14 protein-coding genes and 1 tRNA gene are annotated in these 14655 nt (G+C 59.7%); 9 read left to right on the forward strand and 6 right to left on the reverse strand.

Annotation, left to right across the window (positions count from 1 at the left end):
- Positions 1–274: 274 nt before the first annotated feature.
- A tRNA-Gln gene (locus BN77_RS07950) sits at positions 275–348 on the reverse strand.
- A 254-nt stretch (positions 349–602) separates the two neighbouring features.
- Between BN77_RS07950 and BN77_RS07955 the strand changes: the two genes are divergently transcribed.
- The 3 genes from BN77_RS07955 to BN77_RS07965 are packed head-to-tail and all read left to right on the forward strand — an operon-like array spanning position 603 to position 3308.
- A complete protein-coding gene (locus tag BN77_RS07955; protein WP_007530314.1) occupies positions 603–2138 on the forward strand; it encodes a Ppx/GppA phosphatase family protein in 1536 nt (511 codons plus the stop codon).
- 9 nt (positions 2139–2147) lie between these two features.
- Positions 2148–2867, forward strand: coding sequence for an RlmE family RNA methyltransferase (locus BN77_RS07960; RefSeq protein ID WP_007530316.1), 720 nt, complete (start codon positions 2148–2150; stop codon positions 2865–2867).
- Positions 2868–2924: 57 nt separating this feature from the next.
- Positions 2925–3308 carry a VOC family protein gene (locus BN77_RS07965; RefSeq protein WP_028749931.1) on the forward strand — a complete coding sequence of 128 codons (384 nt, stop codon included), beginning with the start codon at positions 2925–2927 and terminating at the stop codon, positions 3306–3308.
- 3 nt (positions 3309–3311) lie between these two features.
- Here BN77_RS07965 and BN77_RS07970 read toward each other — a convergent pair whose 3' ends face one another.
- On the reverse strand, positions 3312–4736 hold the full coding sequence (locus BN77_RS07970; protein WP_007530320.1) for an MFS transporter: 1425 nt from the start codon (positions 4734–4736) through the stop codon (positions 3312–3314).
- 491 nt (positions 4737–5227) lie between these two features.
- On the opposite strand from BN77_RS07970, the gene guaB reads away from it, so the two are divergent.
- The 4 genes from guaB (at position 5228) to BN77_RS07990 (ending at position 8748) form a co-directional block, all read left to right on the forward strand.
- Positions 5228–6712 (forward strand): IMP dehydrogenase, encoded by a 1485-nt coding sequence (guaB, locus tag BN77_RS07975; RefSeq protein WP_007530324.1) that lies wholly within the window; start codon positions 5228–5230, stop codon positions 6710–6712.
- 2 nt (positions 6713–6714) lie between these two features.
- The gene (locus tag BN77_RS07980) at positions 6715–7275 is read left to right on the forward strand and encodes a hypothetical protein (protein WP_007530326.1); all 561 of its coding nucleotides are present in this window, start codon (positions 6715–6717) and stop codon (positions 7273–7275) included.
- A gap of 83 nt (positions 7276–7358) precedes the next feature.
- On the forward strand, positions 7359–7781 hold the full coding sequence (locus tag BN77_RS07985; RefSeq protein ID WP_007530328.1) for an MAPEG family protein: 423 nt from the start codon (positions 7359–7361) through the stop codon (positions 7779–7781).
- A 91-nt stretch (positions 7782–7872) separates the two neighbouring features.
- Positions 7873–8748: a dienelactone hydrolase family protein gene (locus BN77_RS07990; RefSeq protein ID WP_007530330.1), complete on the forward strand. Its 876-nt coding sequence runs from the start codon at positions 7873–7875 to the stop codon at positions 8746–8748.
- Here BN77_RS07990 and BN77_RS07995 read toward each other — a convergent pair whose 3' ends face one another.
- Entirely contained in the window at positions 8749–9654 is a 906-nt protein-coding gene (locus BN77_RS07995; RefSeq protein WP_007530332.1) for a hydrogen peroxide-inducible genes activator, read from the reverse strand. It abuts the gene before it with no gap.
- 390 nt (positions 9655–10044) lie between these two features.
- Here BN77_RS07995 and BN77_RS08005 point away from each other — a divergent pair, with 390 nt between their 5' ends.
- Positions 10045–10677, forward strand: coding sequence for a TetR/AcrR family transcriptional regulator (locus BN77_RS08005; protein WP_007530334.1), 633 nt, complete (start codon positions 10045–10047; stop codon positions 10675–10677).
- Positions 10678–10679: 2 nt separating this feature from the next.
- Here the strand turns inward: BN77_RS08005 and BN77_RS08010 are convergent, their stop codons facing one another.
- Positions 10680–11636, reverse strand: a complete 957-nt coding sequence (locus tag BN77_RS08010; RefSeq protein ID WP_007530336.1) for a LysR substrate-binding domain-containing protein — start codon at positions 11634–11636, stop codon at positions 10680–10682.
- Positions 11637–11838: 202 nt separating this feature from the next.
- Between BN77_RS08010 and BN77_RS08015 the strand changes: the two genes are divergently transcribed.
- A complete protein-coding gene (locus BN77_RS08015; RefSeq protein ID WP_007530338.1) occupies positions 11839–12138 on the forward strand; it encodes a YjiS-like domain-containing protein in 300 nt (99 codons plus the stop codon).
- Between the two features lie 86 nt (positions 12139–12224).
- On the opposite strand, the gene BN77_RS08020 is transcribed toward BN77_RS08015, so the two are convergent.
- Together BN77_RS08020 and BN77_RS08025 are read right to left on the reverse strand one after the other, a co-directional pair.
- Positions 12225–13088, reverse strand: a complete 864-nt coding sequence (locus BN77_RS08020; protein WP_007530340.1) for a DUF937 domain-containing protein — start codon at positions 13086–13088, stop codon at positions 12225–12227.
- Between the two features lie 98 nt (positions 13089–13186).
- A complete protein-coding gene (locus BN77_RS08025; protein ID WP_007530342.1) occupies positions 13187–14560 on the reverse strand; it encodes a glutamate--cysteine ligase in 1374 nt (457 codons plus the stop codon).
- Between the last annotated feature and the right edge of the window lie 95 nt (positions 14561–14655).

The raw sequence follows: 14655 nt of genomic DNA on the forward strand, positions 1-14655 counted from the left end.
CGCAGACAAAGAGAAGACCCGCAGGAGGGGCGCGGGCGCTGGTAGCTGAGGAAGAGTGCACCTATTGCGGTGCCGGACCTAAGCTAGGGCCTGCATAGTCTTCGTCAACCGCCCGCAACGTGTCGCATGTTGCATCTCATGTTGCATGGATTCGCCGTCAGCGCAGGGAACGCCTGCAAATCAAGGGAATTAAGCGCAACTTGTTGCGATATGAAACTGACGATATCCTGCGCCTAGCGTAAATGTAAGTATTTGTTTTCTTTGATGAAAAATTTGGCTGGGGAACCTGGATTCGAACCAAGATCGACGGAGTCAGAGTCCGCTGTTCTACCATTGAACTATTCCCCAGCAGGTGCGGCGCTCGAAGCGGGTCCGCTGGTGTGCGGCGCTTATAAACAAAAGCTCGCGGATTGCAAATACCTGTTTCGAAAAAAATGAACAGAGTTTTGCAACACGTTTCGATCTCAAAACGTGGGCCTCTTCGGTAGTGCCAAAAAGAATTTGGCGATTTCGCCATGCGCTGGTATCTTCGCGCCAACGCAAAATCGAATGAGCGCCTGCTGCATACCTTTTGGACTTGCGCGGCGCGATGGAAAAAGAACGTGGAAGACCCCGAAGGCGGCCAAAGGCCGCAAGGTAACGGGGCGTTGGCGGCAGGGCGCAAGGACGGAAAGAAGTCCAGGCGCCGCAAGGGCAAGCGTGGCGGGCAATCCCGCAATGCGAGCCAATCCGCTCAGCATGTCCTCTCCGGCGAGACCGGAGAGGCGGCACGCCCGATTGAAGCTGGCAGCGCGGCGCGCAAGCGAAAGCGCCGCCGTCGTGGCGCAGGCGCCTCAGCTGAAGCGGTGCAACCGCATCGTCAAAGCAGTGAAATCTCCGCAATCGCCGGACTTGTTGTCGCTCGCGGGGACGGCGAGACGCTGCCGAGTCGCCGTAATCGCCGCAAACATCGCGGCAAGCGCGGCCTGCAGGGACGTCCCCTAGTGCATGAGAAACCGGTCGGGCATCCGGTTCAGCCGCAACCGGCGACGGCAAGGAATGAAATCGCCGAATCGCGGACAGGTCAGAACGAGAATCGTGCGACGCGTCAGTCCGAAAACGGTCAGCGCAACCATGGCGAACATCCGTGGCCGGACGAGCTCTACGCCGCTCTCGATCTTGGTACTAACAATTGCCGCCTGCTGATTGCCCAACCGACCCGGCCTGGCCAGTTTCGCGTTGTCGATGCCTTCTCGCGGATCGTGCGCCTTGGCGAGGGATTGGCGGCAAGTGGCAGGCTCTCTGACGGTGCCATGGATCGCGCGGTTGATGCGCTGCGCGTCTGCGCTTCCAAGCTGAAGAACCGTGAAATCCGTCGCATGAGGCTAATCGCAACCGAGGCCTGCCGGCAGGCAAGCAACGGCGCCGAGTTTCTCGAGCGCGTCGTTGCCGAGACGGGCCTCGAGCTCGAGATCATCGATAGGGAAACCGAAGCGCGGCTCGCGGTCTCGGGTTGCTCCTCGCTCGTCGGGCGTGAGACGCGCTCGGTGGTCCTATTCGATATTGGTGGCGGCTCCTCCGAAATCGCGGTCATCCGCATCGGCGACAACCGCTTCAATCGACTCGCCAATCACATCACCCACTGGACCTCGCTTCCCGTCGGCGTCGTCACCCTTTCGGAGCGCCATGGCGGACGGGATGTCACGCCCGATCTCTTTGAAGGGATGGTGGTCGAGGTGGAGGGCATGCTTGCCAATTTCAACTGCCCCGCTATCGAGATCGACCATGCCGACGATTTCCATCTGATCGGCACCTCGGGCACGGTGACGACACTCGCCGGGGTTCACCTCGACCTGCCACGCTATGACAGGCGCAAGGTCGATGGCATTTGGTTGTCGGACGATGAAGTCTCGGCGATGCAAGCTAAGCTGTTGTCGTGGGATTTCGCCAGCCGCGCCGCCAATCCCTGCATCGGACCGGACCGTGCCGATCTGGTGCTGGCGGGCTGCGCCATTCTCGAAGCCATCCGTCGCCGGTGGCCGAGCCCGCGCATGCGCGTTGCCGATCGTGGCTTGAGGGAAGGCCTGCTGACAGACATGATGGCGGACGATGGCGTTTGGCGGCGCCACCGCCATCGCCGCGGCCAGCGCGGCAAATAGGGGACAAGCATGGCAAAGCCAACGATTGCCGGTAACCGCACTGGCCGCAAACTAGGCCAGCGCGTCAAGAACAAGAAGATGAAGGCGTCGTCGCGGCAATGGCTGCAGCGCCACATCAACGATCCTTATGTGCAGCGCGCCCAGCTCGAGGGCTATCGCGCGCGCGCCGCCTTCAAGTTGCTCGAGATCGACGAGAAGCACAACATCCTGAAGGGCGCTCGCCGCATCATCGATCTTGGCGCTGCACCCGGAAGCTGGTCGCAAATCGCTGCCAAAGTCACAGGCTCGACGGATGAGGATATCCGGGTCGCGGCGATCGACTTTCTGGAGATGGATCAGCTGCCCGGCGTGAAGATCCTGCAACTGGATTTCCTCGATCCCTCGGCGCCGGCGCAGCTGATCGAGGCCGTTGGCGGCACACCGGATCTGGTGATTTCGGATATGGCGGCGCCCACCACCGGTCACCACCGTACCGATCACCTGCGAACCATGCATCTCTGCGAAGTGGCGGCGCACTTTGCCGTTGAAGTGCTGGGCGAGGGCGGCCACTTCCTAGCAAAGACCTTCCAGGGGGGAACCGAGCGCGATCTTCTTAATATGCTGAAGCGGCATTTCAAGCAGGTCGTCCATGTCAAACCGGCGTCGTCGCGGGCCGAATCCGTGGAGATGTTCCTGTTGGCAAAAGGCTTTAAAGGGCGCCAAGCGGAGCCAGATGCTAAGGAAGCTTGATCTTTGGGCTGGTCTTGGGTGATGATCGATCTCCCAAGACCTTGAATGCCCGGCACCATGCTCCTGTACGTCACCCTCGGAACCAACGACATCGACCAAGCCAGGCGGTTTTACGATAACGTCCTGCCGCTCCTTGGCTATAGGCGCCAGCGCCATTCAGAGGAGGAAATCGGCTACTCCGCCGACGGGGACACCCGCTGCCGGCTCTGGATCGTCACTCCATTCAATCGCAGGCGCGCGTCGAGCGGAAATGGTTCGATGGTCGCACTTCATGCTGAACGGCGGGCGGACGTGGATGCATTCCATGCCGCGGCACTTGCCGCCGGCGGGGTCGATGAAGGCGCACCCGGGTTGCGGCCGTTCCATGCCAATTTTTACGCCGCCTACGTGCGCGATCCAGATGGCAACAAGCTGAGTGCCGTCTGCGAGACCCCGGAATAGCTCCTACTTTACGGCCTGTTGTTCCGCCTCGATCGTCGCCGGGACAAGACGCTTTGCGCGGTGGCCGGAAACCAGCGCGCCGGCGCTCTTGTCCATCCGGATGAAGGGAATGGTCGCCACGACGGTCAGGATCGCGATCACGTAAAACGCAATGTGAAAGTCGGCAACCTGTAGCTCTTCCCCGCGGAAATAGATGGACGTCTCAAGGATCCCGGCAGCAACCGCGACGCCGAGTGCCAGGCTGATTTGCTGCATCACCGAACTCATCGACGTCGCCTGGCTCGCCTGTGCATGATCGATATCGGCAAACGCCAAGGCGTTAACGCCGGTAAAGAAGAACGAGCGTGAGAAGCCACCGATCAACAAGACGGCAATAATGACGAGATGCGGCGTGTACGGTGTGAAGAAGCCGGTCGCGACCGTTACTATCGTCGTGACGCCGGCTGCCGAAAGCAGCGTCGTGCGGAAGCCAGCTACGGCAAAGACACGGCGCGCCATGAACTTGGTCGTGATCGCGCCGATCGCGCCGGCAAAGGTGATCAGGCCGGATTGGAAAGGCGTCAGACCAAAACCGAGCTGAAGCATCAGTGGCGTCAGAAAGGGCATGGCGCCGATGCAGATGCGAAACAGCGTGCCACCGGTGGTGGACGCGCGGAAAGTCGGGTTGCGGAAGAGGTTTAGATTAAGAATCGGCGCTGGATGGCGTTTGGCATGGCGCACATAAAGAAAACCACAGACGAGGCCGATTGCTGTGGCCGCGATGCCGATAAGGGGTGGCAGTGCTGGAAGGCTGACGACGGAGAGGCCGAAGACGACGCCGGCGGCTGAAAATGACGTGAGCAGGAAGCCGATGAGATCCAGCCTCGGCGGCGCGGTGGCCTCCACTTTCGGTAGGAAGATCGTGGCGAGCCAAACGCCGATGATGCCAACTGGCACATTGATCAGGAAGATCCAGTGCCAGGTGAAATAAGTGGTGATGAAGCCGCCGAGCGGCGGCCCGGCAAGCGGCCCGACGAGTGCCGGAATGGTCAGCAGCGCCATGGCCGAAACCAGTTCACTTTTCTTTGTTGTTCTCACAAGCACCAGGCGGCCGACCGGCGTCATCATCGCGCCACCCATGCCCTGCAGGAAACGTGCGAAGACGAACTCGATCAGGCCAGACGAGATCGCGCAGAAGATCGAGCCGACGACGAAGACGCAGATGGCGAGGCGAAAGATCCGCTTGGCGCCATACCGGTCCGCCATCCAGCCGCTGATCGGAATGAAGACCGCGAGAGACACCATGTAGGAGGTTAGCGCGAGCTTCAGCGTGATCGGCCCTACGTGGAGGTCGTTGGCGATGGCCGGCAGGGCGGTCGATATGACGGTGGAGTCCATCTGCTCCATGAAAAGAGCGACGGCGAGGATCAGCGGAACGATGCGGTTCATACGCGAATGCCTGAGGGTCTGCGAAGGCGGGCCCGTGCTCTGTAGTCCTCGGCAGAGCCCCTGCCAACCCCCCTTGCCAACCTCCAGATCCGCTTCTGAAACACGTTTGCATCACGTCTGCGTGAGACGCTTGCTCAGGTATTTCAGCGGCTAAGATCGACGACGCCAAAGGCCAGGCAGCGGTATGGGCAGCAAGGTATTCGACATGATCGGCGTTCCTCGGCTACCACCTGCCGGTCCGGCCGTCGACTTTTGTCGAGATCTTTGTGGTTCGGTATCGCTTCGTTCCAAAGACCTACAGTTCGACCTATGATGTCGCCGTATGGCAGCCATTCCTGGCCCGACGGACACGTCGGGCTTTTTACTATTCCCTTCCTGTCATAGACGTGTTACCAGCCCTCGCCAACTTCCAACGCAACACTTGCACACCGCCGGTGCGGACGATTCGTTCCGGGAGGCGTTGCATTTTTCTTAATTGAAGGAAATTGGCCATGGCTCGCATCATAGAAACGCCAACTGGTTTGGACGCGCTGACGTTCGATGACGTGCTCCTGCAGCCCGGTCATTCAGAGGTCTTGCCCGGTCAGACGAGCGTCGCAACGCGCATCGCCACTGATTTCGAGTTGAACATTCCGATCATCTCGTCGGCCATGGACACTGTCACCGAAAGCCGCCTTGCTATCGCCATGGCGCAGGCCGGCGGTCTCGGCGTCATCCACAAGAATCTGACGCCGGCCGAGCAGGCCGAGCAGGTCCGGCAGGTCAAGAAGTTTGAAAGCGGCATGGTCGTCAATCCGGTGACGATCGGCCCCGACGCGACGCTCGCCGATGCGCTCGGCCTCATGAAGACCTACAGCATCTCTGGCATTCCTGTTGTCGAAAAGTCCGGTCGTCTTGTTGGTATCCTCACCAACCGTGACGTCCGCTTCGCGTCGGATCCGAAACAGAAGATCTATGAGTTGATGACGCGCGAGAACCTCGTCACAGTCAAGGAAAACGTCGACCAGCAGGAAGCCAAACGCCTGCTGCACGCGCATCGCATCGAAAAGTTGCTGGTGGTCGACGGCGAAGGTCGTTGCGTCGGTCTCATCACCGTCAAGGACATCGAAAAGTCGCAGCTGAACCCGAATGCCTCCAAGGATGCGCAGGGTCGCCTGCGCGCCGCTGCCGCCGTCGGCGTCGGTAACGATGGTTTCGAGCGCGCCGAACGCCTGATCGAAGCAGGCGTCGACCTTCTCGTCGTCGATACTGCGCACGGTCATTCGCAAGGCGTTCTGAATGCCGTAGAACGCGTGAAGAAGCTTTCCAACTCGGTGCGCGTCATGGCCGGCAACGTGGCAACATCGGAAGGCACCAGGGCGTTGATCGATGCTGGTGCGGACGCCGTCAAGGTCGGTATCGGTCCCGGCTCAATCTGCACGACGCGCATCGTCGCCGGGGTTGGCGTTCCTCAGCTAGCAGCCATCATGTCGGCCGTCGAGGCTGCGCAGGCGCAGAATATTCCCGTCATCGCGGACGGCGGCATCAAGTTCTCTGGCGACGTCGCCAAAGCGATCGCCTCGGGTGCCTCAGCTGTCATGATCGGTTCGCTGCTCGCCGGCACCGATGAAAGCCCGGGCGAAGTCTATCTCTACCAGGGCCGCTCCTTCAAAGCCTATCGCGGCATGGGCTCCGTCGGCGCCATGGCGCGAGGCTCGGCAGACCGCTACTTCCAGGCAGAAGTACGCGATACGCTGAAGCTCGTGCCTGAAGGCATCGAAGGCCAGGTTCCCTACAAGGGCCCGGTCTCCGGTGTCCTGCACCAGCTTGCCGGTGGTCTCAAGGCGGCCATGGGCTATGTCGGCGGCAAGGATCTCAAGGAGTTCCAGGAACGCGCGACCTTCGTGCGAATCTCCGGCGCTGGCCTTCGCGAAAGCCACCCGCACGATGTGACGATCACCCGCGAGAGCCCCAACTATCCGAGCGCCGGCGGCTGAAAATGAATGCGGGCAGCCGTATTCCGCTCCGGATTATCACGCTGCTCGCGGCCATCTGCCTTGGCGTGCTCGCCTGGACGACATTCGGCTTTGTCGTCCCCTTCAAGCATGAGACGGGGCAAGTCGTTCTCGATGTCTATTTCGCCGGTTATGACGAATTAACTGTCGGCAGGATGCGGCGGCTCCTCGGTCAGAACGAGATCGCCAACAATTTGCTGCGGGCCATGTACGTTGGTCCCGAGATGATCTTTCCGGCGCTTTTCGCCGCTCTCCTGTTGCTGGTGTTGATGAGGCTGAGACCCGGCGGCTCTTACTCGGCGCGCCCGCTCGATCCTTTCCTCGTCAAGCTCGTCTACGCCGTTCCGTTCCTTTACGGTTTTGCAGATTACGGCGAGAACATCTCGAGCTTGGTTGCCTTTGGAGGCGGTGTGCGAGCAGATCAGGCCGCCCAGCTGTTGCCGTGGTTGACACGGCTGAAATTCGCGAGCCTCGCGATCTGCCTGATCGTCATTGCTCGCTTCGCTATCATTGGTGCCATGCATCAAGACAAGGGCGAAACTTAGTATCACCGCAACGACATTTGCGACACTCACGCTTTTCCTCTACAGCACGGAAATCAAACGAAAAACAGCAAGGAAGAGGCAGAATGACCGGCTACGAGATCTTCTGGCCCATTATTGCCCACGTGGCCCTGGTCTATTTCCTCTACGTGCTTCTCGCTTATCGCCGCCGGAATCTTATTCAGGCAGGGAAGGTTCGTCGATCGGACTACCGAGAAAATCGCGACGAGCCCCCGGAAGGCCTCTTTGTCAAGAATTGCCTCGCCAATCAGTTCGAGCTGCCGGTGATCTTTTACGCGTGCTGTGTCCTCCTGTACATTACGGAGGCCGACAACCTTGCGGTCGTCGTCCTTGCCTGGCTCTTCGTCGCACTGCGCTATCTGCATGCCCTCGTGCATGTCACCAGCAACAATCTTCGTTACCGCAGCCCGCTCTTTGCTGCCGGGTACGTGGTGCTCGGCGGCATGTGGCTATGGCTTGCTGTCTGGATGGCCTTCCCGAACGGATGAGCCCGGTAACGCAGTTTTGTTCCCGCGTTACTCGCCACCGACCTATCTCCCCTGCAGGCGAATGCCGACAGGTAGGGAACAGGAGGTCTTAATGGACGAGCCGGAAATCACGCAGGCGATGATCAACGCCTACGACGAATACACGCATCTGACACTCGACCGCCGCAGCTTCATGGACAGGCTGACGAAACTGGCCGGTTCCGCCGGCGCCGCAGCCGTCATTGCGCCGATGCTTGCCGCCAACAAGGCCGGCGCTGAAATGATCGCCGCAGACGATAAACGGCTGGTTGCAAAGGATGTGACCTATCCCGGCGGTGCCGGTGAAATGAAAGGCTATCTGGTCGAGCCGAAGGACGCCTCGGGAAAACTTGGCGCCGTGATCGTCATCCATGAGAACCGTGGTCTCAACCCGCACATCCGGGATGTTGCGCGCCGCATGGCGCTGGAGGGTTTCATCGCATTGGCACCGGATTTCCTCTCGCCTCAGGGCGGCACACCGGAGAATGAAGACAAGGCCCGTGATATGTTCAGCACGCTTGACCGGGCCGCCACAATTGCGAACGCCGAGGCAACGCTCACCTATTTGACCAGGCTTGATAATTCCAATGGCAAGGTTGGCGTGATCGGATTTTGCTGGGGTGGTGGGTTGGTGAACGATTTCGCCACGAAATCGCCGGAGCTTAAGGCCGGCGTCGCCTATTACGGCGCCCAGCCGCGGGCTGCCGATGTGCCGGGTATCAAGGCGGCGCTGATGCTGCACTATGCCGGCCTCGACGACCGCATCAATGCCGGCATCGACGCCTACAAGAAGGCGCTGCAGGAGAACGGCAAGGCCTTTCAGATCTTCGTCTATGATGGCGTCAACCATGCCTTCAACAACGATACGTCCTCGGCGCGTTACGACAAGGAGGCTGCTGACCTTGCCTGGAGCCGGACGGTCGAATTTCTGAAGAAGAACCTCTCCTGATCAGGCTGCCAGTTCGCGCGGGGCAGGGGCGACAGCAATGATCGCCTCTGCCAGCGCCTCCATCTCCTTGCCGCGATGATTGCTACGCCGCCAGGCGAGACCGATCTCGCGCGACGGCTGCGGGTCAGCAAACGGGACGATGCGGATCGAATTGCGACTGGTCTCCGTCGGAATGGCCATCTCGGGAATGAGGGTCATGCCCATGTCGTGCGACACCATTTGCAAAAGCGTTGCCATCGACGTCGCACCGAAGTTCACGAGACTGCGCTTGCCGGCGCTGCAGACGGCGAGCGCCTGGTCGCGCAGGCAGTGTCCCTCCTCGAGAAGCAGGAGCCGGTCGACATTCACCTCATGCTCGGTCAACGGCGACATCAACACCGCCTCGCCGTTGTCGGCCACCGCCATGAAGAAGCGATCGGTGAAGAGCGGCCGCGTCTGAATGCCTTCGATATCGAGCGGCAACGCTGCGATGACCGCATCGAGCTTGCCGGTTGAAAGATCCGCCATCAGCCGGTCAGTCACAGCCTCCCGCAACTCCACCTCAACGCTGGGATATTTCTTACGCAGATGCGGGACGAATTGCGGGACGAGGTAGGGAGCGACCGTCGGAATAATTCCAATGCGGATTAGACCTTCGAGCGTGCCGCCGCCCTTTCGGGCCGTCTGCTCGAGCAGGTCAACCTGATGCAGGATGGCGCGGACGTAGTGCAGGACCTCTTCGCCTTTCGGGGTCAGAAAGGTACTCTGCCGGGTGCGCTCGACAAGCTTGGCGCCGAGATATTCTTCCATCTCCCTGATCTGGGTCGAGAGCGCAGGCTGGCTGATGTGGACCATCTCGGCGGCCCTGCCAAAATGGCGCGTCGTTGCCAGCGCATCGAAATAGCGCATCTGTCGAAGTGTCAGCATGATAATTTCTTCCAATCGAACTCTGCAGTAAGTAAGGCTTGAGATTATCGCAGGTCAATGGGAGCGATAGCCCTCCGGGGTGTTTACGACGGCAATGAGATGCAACTCGTTGGGGCGTCGGCAGACACATCTCGGCGCATTCTAGGAGGCTACGAATCGCGCCTACGTAGAGGCAACCGAAAGTCGATGCCCAGCCGGAGCAAGTTCAATGATCCGGTGCCCGACCGTCAACGAAATCTGGATGTATCATCCAGATTTTGCTACACTTTTCGGGTTCGGTACAATCCAACCGATCTCGTTTACGAGTCGTGAAGACCTGCATGTCATATCGGCAAAAGGGCGCCGGCATGAACTCTTTCCGGCGCTCCACAAAGAACAAATGGGAACGACATGAAGGTCGGAAGTTTGGATCGCATCGGCCTCCGCCGGAAGCCAAAGCAGGAACGCAGTATTCAAAGGCTCGACCTCATCTTGTCGGCCGCGGCGGCAATTATTGCTGAAAAAGGCGTAAGCTCCATGCGAATGACGGAACTGGCCGTCGCCGCCAAGGTGCCCATCGGCTCCGTCTATCAGTATTTTCCCGAGAAGGCTGCGATCGTCAAAGCGCTCTTCGACCGCCACGCTTTGGCGATACAGACGCGCATTGCCGAAGCCTTTGCGTCGGTGCATTCCGTCGACCAAGCGCTCGACGTGCTCGCCGCAACGATTGATTGGCACTATGAAGACTACCGCAACGATGCCGCCTATCTCGGTATCTGGATGGGCACCGAGACCGACCACGATCTGCTGCGTCTCAACATCGAGCACAGCAGGCGGATTGCCGACATTTTCCAGGACACCATCGCCCGTGTTGCGCCGGACTTATCTGCGGCCGACATGCAAGCCCGCAGCTATCTATTCAGCCACCTGCTCGGGGCGTCGATCCGGCTTGCCGTCGTCAGCGAGGATTCGCTCGCCCGTCGCATTCTGGACGAGTGGAAACGCATCACCCGTACGACCTTCCTCTCGCCTATTGCTGCCTGACGCTACCAGCTGGGGATGACGTTGGCGACCTTGAGGCGGGGCTGCAGCCGCCCATAGGCGTTCTTCACATCGGGTTCGAGATTGTCATCGACGACGGCCGGCGTGATGTTGTCAAGGCAGGCGGTGATGTGCGCGGTGATCGCGTTCATCAGCGAGATGGAGACACCTGGCCGCTTCATGATGCCGATCTGAACCGGCGGCAGAGCGGGGAAGCCGTCTGCCTGGCTCAGCACCTTCATCCCCGTACGCAGAGCCGATTCCGGCATGACGGAAACGGCCATGCCGGCAAGGACTGCGGCTGCGACCACGGTGCACGACCAGCTGGTGAACAGGATCTGGTGTTCGCGTCCGACCGCGTCCAGCGCCGAACAGGCGAGCTGGCGCCATTGGCAGTCGCGGCGACCGACGGCGAGCGGCACCGGGGCGTCGTCGCGGATCGGATGGTTTGCTGAGGCGACCCAGCAGAGCGGTTCGGTCCGCACGACGTCCGACATACGCTCGCGCGGGTTATGGGTTACCAGCGCGATATCGAGCTCGCCGCGATGCATCCGCTCGGCGAGGTCCACCGAAGGCTCGCAGACGATAAAGAGCTCGACATTCGGATGTGTCTTGGCGAAGCGGCCGATGATCTCCGGCATGTAGCGGTCGGCGTAGTCGTCGGGCGTACCGATACGCAGGGTACCTTCCAGTCGGTTATCGTCGAAGGCTGCGATCGCTTCGTTGTTGAGACGAATGATACGTCGCGCATAGTTTAAGAGCTTCTCGCCTTCGACGGTCAGCCTGTTGCCCCGCCCGTCCTTGATGAAAAGTTGCTTGCCGATGCGCTCTTCCAGCCGCCGCATCTGCATGGAGACGGCCGACTGCGTCTTGTAGACCCGGTCCGCAGCTTTGGTGAAGCTGCCCGAATCGACGATCGCGATAAAGGTCTGCAACTGGTCAATATCAAGAGGCGCGGACATGAGTTCACCTATAACAATCTCTGATGTTAATCATTAGAAACATTCGTTGGACTGATCAATAGGCGTTTGGCATCTTCGGGATGCAAATCAAGCAAAGTGAAGGACAGACACCCTGCCTGTCCGTTCCGATTTCAACCTAATGCCTTCCCGCTCGACCTCACGGGAGGGGTGGGTTGTTGCGCGCCAATGAAAGGATCAACCCATGCGCACGACAGACCGGATACTTGAACTCGACTGCAGCCGGACCGCACTGACGTTCTCTCAGCGTCTCGCAAATGGCTTTGCAACGGTGTCATCCGTACTGCGCGTGTTCCGCAACCGTATGGAGATCAACCGGCTGCACGATCTCGATGACAAGCAATTGGAAGACATCGGCCTTAGCAGGACCGACCTCACTTCAGCGTTCCTGGCCTCCACGTTCTTCGAGGACCCGTCGGAACACCTGACGCGGTCCGCGGGCAATCGCGGACCAAAGTCGCTCTTCCGGTCCCAAAGGGATTAAGGGTGACCCAGTTTTCCCCGCAGGGTGATAGCCAATAGCCCTGCCTCTTGCCCGGTGACCGGCCTCCCAGCCGTCTCCGGGTTTTTTTATGCCTTCGGGGAAGTGGGGGGAGGTGCCTTTGGCACATAGGTTTCGAAGATAGCTTCCATGCTTTTCTGGTAGCTCTTCTGCACCTCGAGTCCGCTGTCGAACATGTTGTTGAGCATGTCCATGTAGCTTTCCGTTTCCGCCTTTGCCCACTCCTTCGGAGCTTCGGCCCGTTTCGGTTCAACCGGCTTTCCGACCGAACCCATCATTTCCTGAAAGGCCTTTGCGAAAGGGTTGTCGAAGAACGGGTTGGGGACGGTCTTTTCTGCTTGCGGTTTCTGCATGCCGAACATCAGCTGCATGGCCTGAATGAAGGGATTGTCGAAGATGCTTGGCTCGGGAGCTGGCTTCTCCTTTGGCGTGAAGCCGGTGCTTTCGAGCCATTTCTGGATGGTTTCGCCCATAGCCGTATTGGCGAACGGATTCACCGGGGCGTTCATCTGTCCCATCGACTGCTTGAACAATCCGCCCATCAACGTGTCGGCCATCACAGGCAGCATCTGCTTGTAGATTTCCTGCCCGACGCCGGTCATCTGGGCTGCCTGCGCCGCCACGGCACGCGAGACCTCCTTGGAGCCGAACAGCTGAGCGAGGATGTTGTTGCCGTCCGATATCCCCTGCGGCGTGAAAGCCTTGCTCATGTCCTCGAAATACTTGACGTAGTTGCCGGAGGCGACTGCCTGCATCAGCCCTATGAAATCGTAGGGGTTGCTGCTACTCCGCTTCAGACCGGCGGAAAATGCCGGCATGAGCGCAGCCATCGCCTTGGCCGCCTGCTCCTGGGCTAGATCGAACTGCTTGGAGACGGCATCCATTGCCGCGCCGTTCTGGGCCTGCATCATCATGTCGAAGAGTGGCAGCATGGAAATCCCCTTCCCGGTTCGCAACGCTTAATTGCGTCACTATAGCCGGAAAAAGGAATGCGCAAACCGCTTTTTGCAGAAGAGCTTAGGCTGCGACCCTAGTATTGATACTCTTCAAAGACCGGCTCAACGGAACCGTTCCAGCGGCCATGGTAGAGCGCCAGCAGGTCCTCGGCCAAAGTCGCCTTCTTCGCCATGACCTCGTCGAGCGGCGCAAGGAAGATGGATTCGTCCTGACCTTCCTTGTTGAGCATGTTACGCGCCCTCAGACCCGCCTTCGAGACCGCGATCACTTCGCGTGCGGTTTCATAGAGCTCATGCCCACGGAACTTTGCTCTCAAGCCCTGAGACGGGACGGCGTCGCGCAAGGCGCTGACCTCGTCGAATGTCCAGTCCTTGGTCAGCATATCGGCGTCCTCGAGGGCCGCGTTGTCATAGAGAAGCCCGACCCAGAAAGCAGGCAATCCACAGATTCGCCGCCAAGGGCCGCCATCCGCGCCACGCATCTCAAGGAAGCGCTTGAGGCGCACATCCGGGAAGAGCGTCGAGAGATGGTTCGTCCAGTCTCCCATCGTTGGCTCCCACGCAGCAACTTCTCCCTTCAGCGCGCCGTTCATGAACTGACGGAACGTGACGTGAGTACAGTCGTGATAATGCCCGTCGCGCACGACGAAATACATCGGCACGTCGAGGGCCCATTCGACATAGTCATGAAAACCGAAGTCGTCGCGGAAAGTGAAGTCGAGAAGACCGGAGCGATTGTTGTCGGTGTCGCGCCAGATCTCGCCGCGCCATGAGAGCAGGCCGTTGAGCTTGCTCTCGGTAAAGGGCGAGGAGGCAAAGAGGGCGGTTGCCAGAGACTGAAGCTTCATCGAGACGCGCATCTTCTTGCGCATGTCCGCTTCCGAGGAGAAGTCGAGGTTCACCTGGATCGTGCAGGTGCGATACATCATATCGAGTCCCCTGGATCCGACCTTCGGCATGTAGCGGGTCATGATCTCGTAGCGGGATTTCGGCATCACCGGCGTTTCGGTAAGCGTCCATTTCGGACTGCCGCCAATGCCGAGGAAGCGGATGCCCATGGGCTCGGCGATCTCGCGCAATGTAGCAAGATGCGCGTTCGATTCTTTGCAGGTCTCGTGGATCGTTTCGAGCGGCGCCCCGGACAATTCGAACTGGCCGCCGGGCTCGATCGATATGGCGCCCATTCCATTTGGCTCGCCAAGGCCGATCATGTTGTCGCCGTCCATGATCGCATCCCAGCCGGATTTCTGCTGCAGCCCTTTTAGCAGCGCCGAAATGCTGGCTTCGCCGAAGTATGGGACGGGGCTGTTATCGGCCCGGAAGAAGGCGAACTTCTCATGCTCTGTGCCGATGCGGAATCTTTCCTTCGGTTTGCTTCCCACTGCGAGATAGTCGGTCAGCTCCTGAACCGAAGAGAGTGGCGTCTGGTCGGTGGTATCGCGAGCCATTCAAGTCTACCTGCAATGGGAGAGCGCCCGAAAAAACCGGGCAATTGGAAGGGTGATTAGGACTGCTCCCACGTATGTTGCAAGTGAAATTGTTT

It is taken from the genome of Rhizobium mesoamericanum STM3625 (genome assembly GCF_000312665.1).
GTDB classification, from domain to species: Bacteria; Pseudomonadota; Alphaproteobacteria; order Rhizobiales; family Rhizobiaceae; genus Rhizobium; species Rhizobium mesoamericanum.